This window comes from Peribacillus sp. Bi96 (assembly GCF_918698115.1).
Lineage (GTDB): Bacteria > Bacillota > Bacilli > Bacillales > DSM-1321 > Peribacillus.
Window position 1 is genome coordinate 90,294 of sequence record NZ_CAKKLV010000017.1, and the last position, 15,278, is coordinate 105,571.

General features: G+C 40.5%; 17 protein-coding genes, 1 pseudogene and 2 riboswitches. Of the genes and pseudogenes, 13 read left to right on the forward strand and 5 right to left on the reverse strand.

Features of this window, described 5'->3' with window-relative positions; genetic code table 11:
- Positions 1-48: 48 nt before the first annotated feature.
- The 3 genes and pseudogenes from mtnA to LQ203_RS19230 all read right to left on the reverse strand — a co-directional run bounded on the left by mtnA (position 49) and on the right by LQ203_RS19230 (position 3,038).
- Positions 49-1,095 carry an S-methyl-5-thioribose-1-phosphate isomerase gene (gene mtnA / locus LQ203_RS19220; RefSeq protein WP_230160353.1) on the reverse strand — a complete coding sequence of 349 codons (1,047 nt, stop codon included), beginning with the start codon at positions 1,093-1,095 and terminating at the stop codon, positions 49-51.
- Between the two features lie 14 nt (positions 1,096-1,109).
- Positions 1,110-2,312 carry an S-methyl-5-thioribose kinase gene (gene mtnK / locus LQ203_RS19225; RefSeq protein WP_230160355.1) on the reverse strand — a complete coding sequence of 401 codons (1,203 nt, stop codon included), beginning with the start codon at positions 2,310-2,312 and terminating at the stop codon, positions 1,110-1,112.
- 74 nt (positions 2,313-2,386) lie between these two features.
- A riboswitch (SAM riboswitch) is annotated at positions 2,387-2,541 on the reverse strand.
- Between the two features lie 71 nt (positions 2,542-2,612).
- Positions 2,613-3,038 (reverse strand): annotated as a pseudogene (locus tag LQ203_RS19230) (nitrilase-related carbon-nitrogen hydrolase).
- 99 nt (positions 3,039-3,137) lie between these two features.
- Here LQ203_RS19230 and LQ203_RS19235 point away from each other — a divergent pair.
- From LQ203_RS19235 to LQ203_RS19265, 7 genes are all read left to right on the forward strand, one after another.
- Positions 3,138-4,310, forward strand: coding sequence for a pyridoxal phosphate-dependent aminotransferase (locus LQ203_RS19235; RefSeq protein ID WP_290370618.1), 1,173 nt, complete (start codon positions 3,138-3,140; stop codon positions 4,308-4,310).
- A gap of 122 nt (positions 4,311-4,432) precedes the next feature.
- A riboswitch (SAM riboswitch) is annotated at positions 4,433-4,585 on the forward strand.
- A gap of 102 nt (positions 4,586-4,687) precedes the next feature.
- Entirely contained in the window at positions 4,688-5,920 is a 1,233-nt protein-coding gene (gene mtnW, locus LQ203_RS19240) for a 2,3-diketo-5-methylthiopentyl-1-phosphate enolase (protein WP_230160358.1), read from the forward strand.
- A gap of 6 nt (positions 5,921-5,926) precedes the next feature.
- Positions 5,927-6,586 carry a 2-hydroxy-3-keto-5-methylthiopentenyl-1-phosphate phosphatase gene (locus LQ203_RS19245; RefSeq protein WP_230160360.1) on the forward strand — a complete coding sequence of 220 codons (660 nt, stop codon included), beginning with the start codon at positions 5,927-5,929 and terminating at the stop codon, positions 6,584-6,586.
- On the forward strand, positions 6,583-7,212 hold the full coding sequence (locus LQ203_RS19250; protein ID WP_230160362.1) for a methylthioribulose 1-phosphate dehydratase: 630 nt from the start codon (positions 6,583-6,585) through the stop codon (positions 7,210-7,212). The genes LQ203_RS19245 and LQ203_RS19250 overlap by 4 nt, the downstream gene beginning before the upstream one ends.
- A gap of 25 nt (positions 7,213-7,237) precedes the next feature.
- On the forward strand, positions 7,238-7,771 hold the full coding sequence (locus LQ203_RS19255) for a cupin domain-containing protein (protein WP_230160364.1): 534 nt from the start codon (positions 7,238-7,240) through the stop codon (positions 7,769-7,771).
- A 124-nt stretch (positions 7,772-7,895) separates the two neighbouring features.
- Positions 7,896-8,822, forward strand: a complete 927-nt coding sequence (locus tag LQ203_RS19260) for a CobW family GTP-binding protein (protein ID WP_230160366.1) — start codon at positions 7,896-7,898, stop codon at positions 8,820-8,822.
- Between the two features lie 59 nt (positions 8,823-8,881).
- Entirely contained in the window at positions 8,882-9,049 is a 168-nt protein-coding gene (locus LQ203_RS19265; RefSeq protein WP_230160424.1) for a hypothetical protein, read from the forward strand.
- Positions 9,050-9,085: 36 nt separating this feature from the next.
- Here the strand turns inward: LQ203_RS19265 and LQ203_RS19270 are convergent, their stop codons facing one another.
- Positions 9,086-9,328 carry a hypothetical protein gene (locus tag LQ203_RS19270; protein WP_048688669.1) on the reverse strand — a complete coding sequence of 81 codons (243 nt, stop codon included), beginning with the start codon at positions 9,326-9,328 and terminating at the stop codon, positions 9,086-9,088.
- A 75-nt stretch (positions 9,329-9,403) separates the two neighbouring features.
- On the opposite strand from LQ203_RS19270, the gene LQ203_RS19275 reads away from it, so the two are divergent.
- From LQ203_RS19275 to LQ203_RS19300, 6 genes are all read left to right on the forward strand, one after another.
- Positions 9,404-9,703: a hypothetical protein gene (locus LQ203_RS19275; RefSeq protein ID WP_230160368.1), complete on the forward strand. Its 300-nt coding sequence runs from the start codon at positions 9,404-9,406 to the stop codon at positions 9,701-9,703.
- Between the two features lie 119 nt (positions 9,704-9,822).
- Entirely contained in the window at positions 9,823-10,785 is a 963-nt protein-coding gene (locus LQ203_RS19280) for a WD40 repeat domain-containing protein (protein ID WP_230160370.1), read from the forward strand.
- Between the two features lie 6 nt (positions 10,786-10,791).
- Positions 10,792-11,478: a response regulator transcription factor gene (locus LQ203_RS19285; RefSeq protein WP_230160372.1), complete on the forward strand. Its 687-nt coding sequence runs from the start codon at positions 10,792-10,794 to the stop codon at positions 11,476-11,478.
- Positions 11,475-12,890: a HAMP domain-containing sensor histidine kinase gene (locus LQ203_RS19290; protein ID WP_230160374.1), complete on the forward strand. Its 1,416-nt coding sequence runs from the start codon at positions 11,475-11,477 to the stop codon at positions 12,888-12,890. Before LQ203_RS19285 ends, LQ203_RS19290 begins: the two co-directional genes overlap by 4 nt.
- A gap of 19 nt (positions 12,891-12,909) precedes the next feature.
- Positions 12,910-13,347 (forward strand): FixH family protein, encoded by a 438-nt coding sequence (locus tag LQ203_RS19295; RefSeq protein ID WP_230160376.1) that lies wholly within the window; start codon positions 12,910-12,912, stop codon positions 13,345-13,347.
- Between the two features lie 468 nt (positions 13,348-13,815).
- Positions 13,816-14,553 carry a CAP domain-containing protein gene (locus tag LQ203_RS19300; protein ID WP_230160378.1) on the forward strand — a complete coding sequence of 246 codons (738 nt, stop codon included), beginning with the start codon at positions 13,816-13,818 and terminating at the stop codon, positions 14,551-14,553.
- Positions 14,554-14,745: 192 nt separating this feature from the next.
- Here the strand turns inward: LQ203_RS19300 and LQ203_RS19305 are convergent, their stop codons facing one another.
- Complete coding sequence (locus tag LQ203_RS19305) at positions 14,746-15,222, reverse strand: Hsp20/alpha crystallin family protein (RefSeq protein ID WP_230160380.1); 477 nt, start codon at positions 15,220-15,222, stop codon at positions 14,746-14,748.
- Positions 15,223-15,278: the final 56 nt, after the last annotated feature.

A 15,278-nucleotide genomic window follows, 5' to 3' on the forward strand; every position in this document is an offset into this window, starting at 1 on the left:
AACGGATATCCGTCTCGTTTTTTTAGTCGTCAATAAATGAAGCCTGAATCACTTAACATAAAGTGGAATGTTTTTGACAAAATCCGGTTGAATGATTCCGTTTTCCGTAATAATACTGGTAATTAGATGATTAGGTGTTACGTCAAAGGCTGGATTGAATGTCTTTACATTTTCCGGGGCGATTCGTACACCTTGAATGAAAGTGATTTCATCTCCATTCCGTTCTTCGATTGGGATGGATGTACCTGACTCGATAGAAAGATCGAATGTGGTTGATGGAGCGGCCACATAAAATGGGATACCATAATGCCTGGCTAATATGGCCAATCCCAATGTCCCGATTTTATTGGCTGTATCTCCATTTGCCGCAATCCTATCGGCCCCAACTATAATACCATTGATTTGTTTCTGATGAATCGTATGGGCTGCCATATTATCAGAAATTAAGGTGACGTCGACACCGGCTTGCATCAGTTCCCAAGCGGTCAAACGGGCCCCTTGCAGGACTGGTCGGGTTTCACAAGCGTACACCTTTATCGGAAAGTCCCTTTCTTTAGCTAAGTGAAAGGGAGCCAAGGCCGTGCCATACCGGGCAGTGGCGATTCCACCGGCATTGCAATGAGTTAGAATGGAATCTCCTTTAGCAAATAGGGACAATCCATGTTCCCCGATTTTCCTGCACATTTCTTCATCTTCAGTAAAGATGGCTTTGGCCTCCGATACCAGTGCTTCTTTGGCAGTCGAAATGCTTTGTGCTGCATTTAATATGTTCTCCATTCTCTTTAAAGCCCAAAAAAGGTTGACTGCAGTAGGCCGGGAAGAGGCAAGCTTCTCAATATGGCTCATTACATTTTTTTTGAATTCCCCTAATTCCGTGGATGTTTCTTGTTTGGCACCCAGTGCTACCCCGAATGCTGCAGTCAGTCCAATTGCTGGGGCCCCGCGTACCTTTAATGTTAAAATGCTGTCATATACATCATCAACTGAATGAAGTTTAATAAATTCAGTGATAGAGGGAAGGCCTTGTTGATTTAATAGGGTGATATGGGTATCATCCCATTGTACCGAAAATGGTAATGGCGCTAGCGTAGTCATGTATAGGTCTCCTTTTAAAGGGTTGTATAAGATGGCAGTGTATGTTGCTTCAACACTTCAATTATTGCTGGAACATCCAATTCATCCCGTTTTTTAATTAAACGTGCACCAATCTCCAATGATATCGTTTTGGCTGCGACCCTTGTTTCTTTATCTTCAATGACATTTAAATCTGCAACATGAGAAAGGCCGATTGTTCTCCGAATCAGTTCGCAGCCGGCAAAACCGAATGCGTCTCTTTTGAATTTAGTCAGTAAATAGGTCAAATAACCATTCACATGGCGGAAGGGACTTTTATTTTGGGTGTTCCAAAGTTCAGTATATGTTTCTTCAAAGGCATTCCAAAATTCATGGAGGTATGTGAAGATCTCTTCTTTCCCAGCTGCATTGCGTGTGACTGCCTGAAAGAGAAGGTTGGCGGTGTATTGGCCTAGGTCAAAACCGACGGGGCCATAAAAAGCGAATTCTGGATCTATAACCTTTGTTTCAGTTTTACTTGCAAATATACTTCCAGTATGTAAATCTCCATGAAGCAAGGCTTCCTGCTCGGTTTCAAAGCTTTGTTTCAGCTTAGCGACTTCGAGTATCACTTCTTGATCATTCCAAATCTTTTTGGCGGCATCAGTCAATTCCACCTCGAAATCTCCTGGGAGCTCCTCGAAAAATGGATCCGTGAAAATAAAGACCTCGGTGATTTTGCAGAGCTCTGGATTCGTGAAGTGACGGGCCACTTCTTTTTTCGCAGGTGGTTCTAAATGATAATCGGAAGTGAAGAATGTCGTCTTTGCAACATACTCACCAATATGTTGTGAAAGCAATGGATAGGGATCACCATCAATCAATCCCGTCCTTACGATTTTTAAGTGTGATAAATCTTCCATGACTGTGATGGCAAGCTGTTCATCCGAATAATATACTTGCGGTACGAATTCGGGGCAATAGCTTTTGAAATGAATAAGTGCATTTGCTTCAATGGCAGCCCTTTTCAAAGTCAGCGGCCAGCTTTCGCCAAGTACCTTGGCATAAGGGACCGCTTGTTTGATTATTATCCCTTTATTTGTGGCTGTGTCAGTAATATGAAAAACGTAATTTAAGTTGCCATCGCCGATTTCTTTACAGTTTAAACTGGCATCTGAATTGACCAACCCTAGTTTTTTTGCAAGGGTTATAGCTGTTTCATTTGTTAATATTTTAAAATTTGAATGGTTTTGAGTCATTCTTTTCCCCTCCACATTTTAAGAATAAAAAAGCCTCTTTCATTAAGAAAGAGGCAGAAGTTTTAGCTTCGGACCTCTTATCTCCCAGAAAAAAGTTTTCTGGTGGAATTAGCACCGTGCTCTGCGGATTTCAAAATCCGGCGGTGAATCCGCCCCATTTCACAATGGTATTACAGTCGGTTGCTGGGCTTCATAGGGCCTTTATCCCTCAGCCTGCTCTTGATAAGAGTATATGTTTTCTGAAATTTTAATCTTCGGGAAAATAATAACAACTTTTTAAATAGTTTGTCAATGGGGAAATTAATAATAATCCGGACGGCGATCTTCAAAAACAGGTATTTTGTTGCGAGCTTTCGAAACTTTCTTGTAGTCCAGCGTGCCTGGCAACAGTTCGTTTTCATCTCCGGCTTCACTTACGATAGCTCCCCATGGATCTTTAATCAAGGAATGTCTGGCAAATATATTTTTGACATCCGTACCTGAACGATTCACGGCTACAACATATACGTGGTTTTCGACGGCACGGCTAATCAATAGGGGTCTCCAGTGATCGGCAATCTCATTTAACCTGGTCAAGTCGTATCCGGTTGTCCAAAGCTCTGGTAAAATAAAGATATCGGCTTCTGATCGTGCAGCTTTTTCGATCCGTTGTTCTGCAACCTAAAAGTTGATATCTGGTTGCTCAAAGGCAATATCGATTTGGAGGCAGGCTATTTTCCGTTTCATTGTATAAAACCACCACATGTAAAAAATGCTTTACAAGACGATGATAAACATATATCATTTGTGACTAGAATTTCAAGAAATTTCAGAGAAGGTGTAAAAATGTTGCAATTTGAAAAATCAAGACTGCTTCAGGAACTGCCCAAGCAGTTTTTTGCCTCTCTAGTCGCAAAAGTCAATGCGATTACAGCACAAGGACATGATGTCATTAATTTAGGTCAGGGAAATCCTGATCAGCCGACACCTGAGCATATTGTGAAAAGTCTACAGGCAGCCGCTGAAAAACCGATTAATCATAAATATTCACCGTTCCGTGGGCATCAATATTTAAAAGATGCTGCCGCTGTCTTTTATGAACGTGAATATGGGGTCAAGCTCGATCCCAATAGCGAAGTCGCGATTCTCTTTGGTGGAAAGGCAGGACTTGTGGAATTGCCACAATGTTTATTGAATCCTGGGGATACGATTCTGGTTCCTGATCCCGGCTATCCTGATTATCTTTCCGGTGTTGTTCTAGCTCAGGCAAAAACGGAAGTCATGCCGCTGACAGAAGAAAATGGTTTTCTTCCGGATTACAAAGATATACATAGTGACGTGCTTGATAAAGCAAAAATGATGTTCTTGAACTATCCGAATAATCCTACTGGTGCATCTGCAACTTTAAGTTTCTTTGAGGAAACGGTCTCCTGCGCAAAAGAGCATTCCATTTGTGTGGTCCACGATTTTGCATATGGGGCGATAGGATTTGAAGGGAAAAAACCGATAAGTTTTCTCCAAGCTGAGGGAGCGAAGGATATAGGAATTGAGATATATACACTATCGAAAACATATAATATGGCAGGGTGGAGAGTCGGCTTCGCAGTTGGGAATAAAAGTGTCATAGAAGCGCTTGAGCTTTTGCAAGACCATCTTTATGTGAGTCTCTTCCCGGCGATACAAGAAGCAGCGGCAAGTGCTTTACTTGACTCGCAGAGTTGTGTAGAGGAGTTAGTGAAGAAATACGAGGGGCGAAGGAATGTTTTCATTGAGGGATTACAGGCCATCGGCTGGGATGTCAAAGCTCCGGACGCCTCTTTTTTTGCCTGGCTCAAGATACCAAAAGGGTTTACATCCGAGAGTTTTGCGGATTATTTATTAACGCATGCCCACGTAGCTGTAGCTGCTGGAAATGGATTTGGTGAATTTGGCGAAGGGTACGTCAGGGTAGGGCTTCTTACTTCCGAAGAACGGCTTAAAGAGGCTGTCGAACGGATACGCGCATTAAACATATTTTAACTGGGGGAGAAGTTATCCACCTTAAATAATCATAAACCTATTGACAATGTACGGATTACCTGTCAGAATACAAACTAAATTCTTAATCTTTCGATACTTAAACATAACTATATATCAGCGTTTTCTTATTTTGAGCAGGTGGAGGGACTAGCCCTATGAAGCCCAGCAACCGACCGTAATTCCATTGTAAAATGGGGCGGAATTCTTCGCCGGATTTTCTTGAAATCCACAAGGCACGGTGCTAATTCTTGCAGCTAATGGCTGGGAGATAAGAAGATGGCTTTTTAAAGCCTCTTCATTGTGAAGGGGCTTTTGCCAATTTGAGATTTAAAGTTAATGACTTCGAGATTCTACTAACGTGTTATAGGAGTGATCAGATGAGCGAGATAATCGCTACTTACTTAATTCATGATTTTGATGGAAAACATGAGAAAAAAGCAGAAAGCATTGCCTTGGGTTTGACTGTGGGAACATGGACGGACCTGCCCCATTTAGTTCAGAAGCAGCTGGAAAAGCATAAGGGACGTGTCGTCTCTGTGACACCATTAGCTGAAGAAGAGAAGGCTAACCGCTATTTTGATCGTAAAGTGTACCGTTCATTCATTAAAATTGCTTATCCAGCAGGGAATTTCTCTAATGATTTACCCGCAATCCTCACGACGGTCTTCGGTAAACTTTCATTGGACGGTGAAATTAAACTGATCGACTTGGATTTTATCGGTGATATTCACAAGGCTTTTCCTGGTCCGCAATTTGGTATTGCAGGCATAAGAGAGAAGATTGAAGTATATAATCGGCCTCTTGTGATGAGCATTTTCAAAGGTGTGTTAGGACGGGATTTAACATTCCATAATGAGCAACTGAAGCAACAGGCATTAGGAGGTGTCGATCTTGTAAAAGACGACGAGATTCTCTTTGACCAGGAACAGACTCCTTTTATCGATCGAATTAAAACCGGAAAAAGAATATTGAATGAAGTCTATGAAACCACTGGTCACCGAACTTTATATGCTGTCAATCTATCAGGGAAAACATTTGAATTATTGGATAAGGCAGAGCAAGCGGCTGAAGCAGGGGCAGATGCTTTATTGTTCAACGTTCATACATATGGTTTGGATGTAATGCAAGCCTTGCGTGAACATGATCGAATCAAGCTGCCGATCATGGCACATCCCGCATTTAGCGGAGCGTTGGCTTCTTCATCTTTTTATGGAATCGGCTATCCATTATTGCTTGGTAAATTAGTGAGGCTATCAGGTGCAGATTTATCCTTATTCCCATCCCCTTATGGAAATGTCGCACTTGAAAAAGACGAGACATTAGCCATTGCAAAAGCTCTGACAAAAGATGAACTTTCTTGGAAAAAGGCCTTCCCTGTTCCTTCAGCTGGTATTCATCCGGGCATGGTTCCCGACCTAATCAAGGATTTCGGTATAGACAGCGTAATCAATGCCGGAGGTGGTATCCACGGACACCCTGACGGAGCAGAAGGCGGGGCCAAGGCTTTCCGTTCTGCTGTGGAAGCCGTTCTAGCAGGAAAGGACCTATCTGAAGCGGCGGCTGAGGAAGAAACACTAAAAAAAGCTCTTGTTTTATGGGGAGGCTTATAAGAAATAATGAAACCGATCATCTTTTGTGATTTTGACGGTACGATCACCAACACAGATAATATCATTTCTATCATGAAAAAATTTGCGCCTCCAGAATGGGAAGAGTTGAAAGATGCGGTTCTTCAACAAAAAATCAGTATATCCTCTGGGGTAGGCGATATGTTTTCCCTGCTTGACAGTACCTTGAAGGATGAAATCATTCAATATGTAATAGACACAGCTGGCATTCGGCCAGGGTTTTATGAATTCGTTGAGTATACGAAACAAGCTAACATTCCTTTATATATAGTAAGCGGAGGCATGGATTTTTTTATCGAACCTCTTTTACATGAAATCTTGCCCCCAGATTCCGTTTTTTGTAACAATGCCTACTTCGATAAGGAAAGGATCTATATAGAGTGGCCCAATGCTTGTGATGACCAATGTAAAAATGATTGTGGCTGCTGTAAGCCTTCAATTATGAGGGAAATTGCAGGCGAGGATGATTTTAAACTCGTCATCGGAGATTCAGTGACTGATTTTGAAGCAGCAAAACAGGCTGATTTTGTCATTGCTCGTGACATTCTGCTTGAGAAATGTAATAAAGATGGAATCCCACATCAAGGATTTGAAACGTTTTATGATGTAATTGACATTTTAAAGCAGCGGGAGGAGCCACGGGCATGAACACACAGAGTAAAGAATGGCTGGAATTGGCGGAGATTAAAGCAGAACTGGCCGAAAGGGATTGGTTCATGGGAACAAGCGGGAATTTATCCATTCGTGAACCCAAAAGCCCTTTCTTTTATATTACGGCAAGCGGTAAGGATAAACGAAAGCAATCGGATTCGGACTTTTTACTGGTGGATTTAAAAGGAAACCCAGTTGAAGAAACGGAGTTAAGACCTTCGGCCGAAACTTTGCTTCATACCGTTATTTACGGGAAAACCAATGCGAACTGTGTACTCCATATCCACACAGTGGAAAATAATGTGATGTCGGAATTGTACGGGGATGAAGGTCAAGTGACTTTTCGGAATCATGAAATCATTAAAGCGACTGGTAGGTGGGATGAAGATTCAGAGTTTCGCATTCCAATCATATATAACCACGCTGACATTCCGCTGTTATCTGAAAAATTCAAGCCGCATGTCGAAGAAGACTCTGGTGCCGTGCTCATCCGTAATCATGGTATAACGGTTTGGGGTGAAAGCGGGCTCGAAGCAAAAAGAATACTTGAAGCTTGTGAATTTTTATTTCAATATCAACTTTTGCTCAATCAACAACAGGCACTTGCAGGTTCTGTAAAATAAAAACTATATCGAGGAGGAATGAATGATGGCGACAATTAGATTCCATGAAACAAACGAGGTTATTGAAAACGGTGAACAGGTAAAAGGTTTTTTAGAAACACAGGGCGTAATATATGAGCAATGGGATATTTCGAAATTACCAGCTCATCTTGTAGAAAAATATGATCTAACAGATGCTGACAAAGAGGAAATCCTTTTAACATTCAAATCCGAGATAGCGGAAATTTCGGAAAGAAGAGGCTATAAAGCGCATGATATCATCACATTATCCGATGCAAATCCAAACCTGGATAAAATGCTTGAAAACTTTAAGCAGGAACATCACCATGAGGATGACGAAGTGCGTTTCATAGCAGGCGGAACGAGTATCTTTGCCATTGAAGGCAGTGATAAACAGTGGTTTGATGTACGGCTTAATCCAGGAGATCTGATTAGCGTACCAGAATCAACAAGACATTATTTCACGTTGGCGGAGGATAGGAAAACCGTTGCAGTTCGGATTTTCGTTACAGCGGCGGGCTGGGTGCCAATTTACGATAAAGACGAAGTTCAAGCATGAGTCATTGTTGAAAAACCAGCTTACGGGCTGGTTTTTTTATGTGGTCCCGGCAAATGATTTAGAAGGATAAGTATGATAGAATTTAACGGAATCAAATTTAACAGGATCATAGGAGCAGATACGAATGAAAACAACGGAAGTTTACATATTAGGCGGTTTTCTCGGCAGCGGGAAAACGACGCTTCTACGAAATATTTTAAAACAGGAAAGTGAAGCGGGTAGAAAAGTGGCCGTTCTTTTAAATGAACTCGGCAGTGTATCGGTGGACAGTGGGTTGATAGGTGATGAAGTCCCTCTGAAGGAGCTTTTTGACGGGTGCATTTGTTGTACCATTCAGGATAAGCTGGAGGTACAGCTCCATGAATTGTTAACTGAAAACGACCTGGACGCCGTTTATATTGAAACCACAGGCGCTGCACATCCTGTTGAAGTACTGGATGGTATCATGTCGCCGCTTTTCGCTAAAAGGCTAGAATATAAAGGGATTATAACAGTTGTCGATTTATTAAGGTGGCGCGATCGGGAAGAGCTCTCGCCGCAGCTGCGGCAGTTGCTTGCTGAACAAATTCACCATGCGGATTTCATATTATTGAATAAAGCGGATTTAGTTAGTGAGATGGAAGCCGCACAGCTGATTTATACGATACAGGCGCTGAATACGGATGCGGTATGTTTATTGACAGAGTATGCAGCCGTTTCCTTGGCATCGCTGCAACAGATGCAACGAAAAAAACAAAAGGGCGTTCAAAAGCTTAATGTCCACGACCATTTGCATCTATCTGCAGTCGTTCATACTTTTGAAGGAGCTGTGGAACAAACTGACTTTGAAGATTGGCTTAGGTCTCTTCCGGAAACGGTCTATAGAATGAAAGGATACATTTCCTTTACACATTCACAATACCCTCATTTATTCCAATACTCATACGGAATGCCGATGTATATGAATGAAATGATAAAAATGCCATTGAATATCGTCATAATCGGGGAAAAGTTGGAGAGGGAGAGTATTATCAGTACGTTGAAGGCTTTGGAAGCGAAAGCGGCTCAATAACGTTTACCGCCTATTTATGAAGGGAAATATTAAAGAGACTTTCTAAGGAGGCGGTATACATGCCATGGAATAATAATGATTACCCGGATTCAATGAAGAATTTAGATAAAGATGTCAGGGAAAAGGCTATTGAAATTGCAAATGCAATGTTGGATGAAGGATATGAGGATGGAAAGGCCATTCCAATTGCCATAGACCGGGCTGAAAAGTTTGTGGGAAAAGATTGAAAAAATGGTCAGACCCATTATTGGGTCTGACCATTTTTATTGCTGCATTCCAAAGGCGGCAAATGTCTTTTCGTCTTCTATTAATCCGCAAGCAGCACATTGAACCCGAACTTCAGGACCATTATATGCTAGATGGAATGGCTGAAGGGAATCGTTTGAATATTGTTCAACAATCTCACCGGATTGCGGATCCTTTTTAATGGGGGTTGCTACTTGCTGAATGAGATTGAAGCGAGATTTATTTGTCCGGCAATTTGGACAGCGGTATACTTGAGACATTGTACTCACTCCCTTTTGAATTTTTAAAAGCGTAATCGTATTATTAAGATAGTCTTTACAAAGTTGATTCATAATATGTATAAATTAGTAATGGATGGAAGGGATAAAATGAAAGAAACAGACATGCAAGAAGAATTGTTGGAGGCTTATTTAAGTATATGGAATAATCGCAAGGTGACGGATGGAGACGGAAGGGAAGTGTTATCTGAACTCATCCGTCGTGAGCTTTTGGATGAAAATGCACATCCGCGTGCCCGAAAACCAGTCTTGGAGAAGTTTTACCTCAGCATTAAACGTGTGATGCAATCTTCACTTTCTAACGAGATGAAAACCGCGATCGCCATGGCCTATGTCACTGAACTGGAAAGATTATGATCGCCGTTCAGACACTGCGAATGCTGTTGGCAAATTTTCTTTTCCGCTTCATACTTTTTTCACAACTCATTGTTAAAATTTTATAAAACTAGTTATTTAATGAATAAGGAGCTAAAAATATGAAGTGGGGCATTGCGCTTTTACTTGCCGTCTTACTGCTTACTGGATGTACTAGCAGTAATACTTTTACTAAAATAAACAAAGGTGAATCTTTCTTGGCGACCGTCAATATCAAGGATACCTCCCTTACTTTCATAGATGAAAACTATCATGCTTTTGCCACATGGGATATTTCAGAACCATTTACCGGAGCGTTGCTACTGGCAGATAAAGATACTATCCTAATTTATGGGAAAGAGATGGAGAAAGTCCAGGCGTATTCTTTATCAGCTGGAAAACTGATTAACAGCTGGGAAGTAGGGAAAGGAATCGTCAATATGCAGTTGTTGCATGATGGAAAAAGCATCGTGGCAGTCAATCAATCGAATCACTCCATATACTTTTTTAATGATGAAGGGGAGGAGCAGGATATAGTCAAGGTAGGAAAAAGCCCCTTGACCGTTCTTCAAGGAGTGGAGGAGAATCGTTTGTATGTCATTAACTTTGGTGATACAAAATGTTCAGTGATAAATCTTGAAACGAAAAAGGTCGATTTTGAATTTCCTATACATAGTTCTAGCACCGGCTCTTTATTAAGGGAAGAAAAGGATGAAATATGGATAGGGGGCCATGGTGATGGGGACCAAGTGGAAGAAAATCTATATATTTATTCGGCAAGTACCGGAGAGTTGAAGAGTAAGTTGAAGGCTCCCACCATGCCGATAAAGTTCCTTGAGAATGATGATGGCATTTTTGTCCTTAGTCACGGTACAAGCTCCTTATATAAATTAAATGATCAATATGAGGAAGTGAAAAGCAAAGTGGTCGGCGTCAATCCTTTTGAAATGGCGAACTTTAAGGAAGATGTGGTTGTGGCGGGGTATGATAGTGATGAAGTGTATGTGATGGATACTGAAACAGTCGATGTTAAAAAAACGATTAAAGTCGGCGAAGGTCCATTTCAATTCATGTTGAGGGAGTAGATTGACATGCATGTTTACACCATTTTAGTCGTTGATGATGAAGAAGATATGCGGAATCTGGTTGAAATGTATTTGCTGAACTCAGGTTATCCATGCCTTCAGGCTGCAAATGGAAATGAAGCCGTAAGTATGATTGAAAAAGAGGAAGTGGATTTAATTCTATTGGATATCATGATGCCAGGTATGGACGGTTTCTCGGTTTGTGAAAAAATCCGGGAAAATTGGGATATCCCTGTGATCTTTGTCAGTGCGAAAGGTGAAGAATGGGATAAAGTGAAAGGGTTGAAGCTCGGTGGGGATGATTACATCGTCAAGCCGTTCAATCCAGGAGAATTGGTCGCAAGAGTTGAAGCGGTATTACGAAGGACAGGAAAACTATCTATGAATGAAGAAAGTCAAAACTATGTCCGATTCGGTAAAATCAGCTTAAACTTACAATCCAGAACGGTCTCGGTGGAAGGGGAAACGATCAATTTAACCTTGAAAGAATTCGAATTGCTTTTATTCCTTATGCGTCATAAAAGTCAAGCACTCAGCCGGGAACAACTTCTTGAAAATGTATGGAGCGGGGAATATGGAGGTTCTTTACGGACCGTGGATACACATATTAAAACGTTGCGGATGAAATTAAGGGCGGCCGATTACATTCAAACCGTCTGGGGAATCGGTTATAAGATCGAGGAGAAGAAATGAGAGCCAATTGGAAATCCCTTTCTATTAAATTATGGCTGACCATCATCACTGCCATCATCCTATCCGTTCTGTTCGCATACTCCCTTTCTCAATATTATTATAAAAATCTATATGTGGAGAAGCTTAAAACGGATTTAGTCAATGAAGCATCATTGCTTGGCGCGGATTATTCTGGTGGTGAAATCACCGATGACTTCAAACAAAAGGTTGAATGGTTTAACAGCAAGAATGACAGCGAGGTCTTTGTCGTCAACAACCCGAGGGAATTGAGTGCCTGTCTGCCTTTTGAAATCAATTATGACACCCTAATATCTGAAGAAGAACGACAAATGCTTTTAGAAGGAAAAGCGGTTGAAAAAGAAGGCTATGAGAAAAGGTTTGAAAAGAATATCGTTGCGGCCATTATCCCCCTTATTGACGATGACCGCCTCGAAGGCATCATCTATACCTATATTCCAGTAGACTCAATTACGGTCTTACTTAAGGAATTTGCTGCAAAATGGATTGCTGCGGTTCTTTTGTTCTTGATTGTCGCGATTTTTTTTACAACGAAATGGTTGAAAAAGCTAATCAGTCCGATTAAGGAAATCGAGACTGCTGCTCATCGTGTCTCTGAAGGGAATTATGACATACAGGTTCAAGTAAGGAGTCATGATGAAATAGGTAAACTGGCACAAGCCTTCAATGATATGGCCAATTCCATCCATTTGGAAGAAGAAAGGAAAAAAGAGTTTCTTGAAAATGTTGCACATGAACTCAGGACTCCGCTTAGTTACGTAAAGGGTTACACGCAGGCTATATTGGATGGTGTCGTGAAGAATGATGAAGAGGAACGCAAATACCTTCAACTCATTTCAAGGGAAGCTCTTAGGCTGCAGCGGCTTGTAGGTGATTTGATGGACTTATCTAAATTGGATAGTGATTCATTCGTTTTACATAGAACCCCGATTGCCTTTGCACAATTCATCGAAGATGTGCTTGTTAAATATGAATCGATCATAAAAGAAAAGCAATTGGACCTGCAGCTTCAGCTAGATCCGGACCCAATTATTTATGGGGATGAAGGGAGGATGGAGCAAATCCTACATAACATTTTTGATAATAGCATTCAGTATACCGAATCTGGAGGATCCATCAATATTACTCTAATTCAGCATAAAGAAGATTGTGAGCTAATGGTTACTGACACAGGTAACGGGATCCCTGAAGCAGATCTGCCATATGTAATGAACCGTTTTTACCGAGTGAATAAAGCACGCAGTCGTTTCGATGGCGGGTCAGGGCTCGGACTTTCCATCGTTAAGAAATTGGTGGAATTGCAAAATGGCAAAATAGAAATTGAAAGCAAGGTAAAAAGAGGAACAAAAGTCAGGGTTGTGCTGCCGACAATAAAAGAAGAATGGAATTCATAAAAAGGGGATACGTGTAAAGATGAAAAAAATCATGTTATTTTGCATGGCGTTAATTTTGTTGGCTGGTTGTGGCAAGGAAGAGGAAATTCCGCAAATGTTAAATGTCGATTTATCAGTCGTTCCTAATAAGGGCAAAGTGAATGAGCCTGTGAAGTTCCAGGCAAAAGTATCGTATGGCGATGAAGAAGTGACAGATGCAGATGATGTCAGTTTTGAAATTTGGCTTGCAAATAGCGATGATCATGACAAGATTCCTGCAAAACATAAAGGGAACGGTATTTATGAATTGGAAAAACCGTTTGAAGAAGAAGGAACCTATTATGTATATGCTCATGTAACGGCACGGGATATGCACAACATGCCCAAGAAAGAATTCGTCATAGGTAAACCAAGTCCTCCAGAACAAAATGATGATAAAAAGGAAATGGACGAGATGAACGGCGAAGAAACGAAATGAGTAGAATACCAAAACAATTCGGGTTTTATATCCGGATTGTTTTTTATTTTGTAAAAATATTCATTTTAATAGGGTTGTTTGAAATAGACTTACCTTTTCTTATCAATGGAAGGACAAAAAGTGAATTTAAATCGAAAAATTTGTAACATAAAAGTAAAGAAAGTCATATTATTCAGCTTGGAAACGATATGTCAATTAAAAGTTATTAGTATTCCATGGAAATGGTTCTATGTAACTACCATTGACAAGGAATGTTTGGAAAAATATGAGCATTTATACTGTTGGCAGAAACATAGATAGTTCAAGCATTCTTGCTTGCTTTCTCTGAAAATTGAATAATAATATTTTCTCATTCGAATCCTGTGAATTTGATGGGAATTGTTGGTGCATATATTACAAAAAATGCATGATATGATAATTCCAGAAGCAAAGCACAACACAAAACGAACATCACAGGAGGAATTACGAATGAAAAAGAAAATGTTTATGTCAGCAGCAGCGGCTGCAGCTATTATATTCACAGGAGTAGGAGCTAACCAAGCTGAAGCAGCCAACTGTGATACTGTTAAACCAGTAACTTTTAAATATACTAATAAAGAGGATATGCAAAAAGTCCTTGACAAATATCTAGCTAAATACAATATCACTTTACCTGCTGCACAGGTGCAACAGCAACAAAAGCCGGTTGAAAAACCAGTTCAAACACCAGTTCAGCAAGAAGTTGGAAAAACGAACCAAGCAAAACCTGAAGCTACACAAGCAAAACCTCAAGCACCAGAAGTAACACCAGAAAAATCCACTGATAAAAAACCAGAGACTAGCTCTGAATTAAGTGCTTTTGAACAAGAAGTTGTGAAATTAACGAATGCAGAGCGTGAAAAACAAGGATTGGCTGCTCTAAAAGTTGACACTGAGTTGAGCAAAGTTGCACGTATCAAGTCTCAAGATATGAAAGATAAAAACTACTTTGATCACAATAGCCCAACTTACGGCTCACCTTTCGATATGATGAAACAATTCGGAATCAGCTATAAAACAGCTGGCGAAAACATCGCTCAAGGTCAACAAACTCCTGAAGAAGTGGTACAAGCTTGGATGAATAGCCAAGGACACCGTGAAAACATCATGAATTCTAGCTTTACTCATATTGGAGTAGGTTACGTAGAATCTGGTAACTACTGGACTCAACAATTCATCGGAAAATAATAGATTAATAGAAAAGTGCACCCCAAAGCATGGGGTGTGCTTTTTTTTTGCGCGAATAATTGATTTCATTTAATGGAATAAATTCAATTGTGATCGATTGTGTTTATAGTATGTACCGAAATTTAAAATAGATAGGCACCAAAAAATAGCAGGAACCACACCTTATGATTAGCGTGGTCCCGTTGAAGCAACTTAAATCTCGGATACATCGATTTCTGAATACTGGGTATTGAAACTTTTCTGAAGACGTATTTCCAATGTAGATTCTTTATATTGGGCTGATGCCCCTTTTTTCTTCACAAGTGCGGGGAGTGTGATGACATGCCGATCCGACTTTTCTGGAATCCCCTCGATGATGGATTGGTTAGAGGTATGGTAAAGTTTCATTTTCTTTAGCCAAGATTCATCTTCAATGGGAATTCTTACAAAAACATATAAGTGGGTTTCAAATACATCAGCATGTAAAGGATGTTCTGTTCTGACATTTTCCTTTTGTGATTTTTGTGAGCCGCTATCATGTTGGTTCATCATACCTTGCATATTGTCAGGGATTACCTGTGAAAATACTTTTTCAATGAATGATTGAACATCACTTTGCTGCATATTTTTCATGAAGTCCTTTTGGTTCGGGTTATTCTTAAAAGAAAAAAGTGAATTCCAGGGAAACATGTTGAATTCCTTTCTCCTGCATGTGGACTGACAGGTTTATTTCTTATATTTTATGC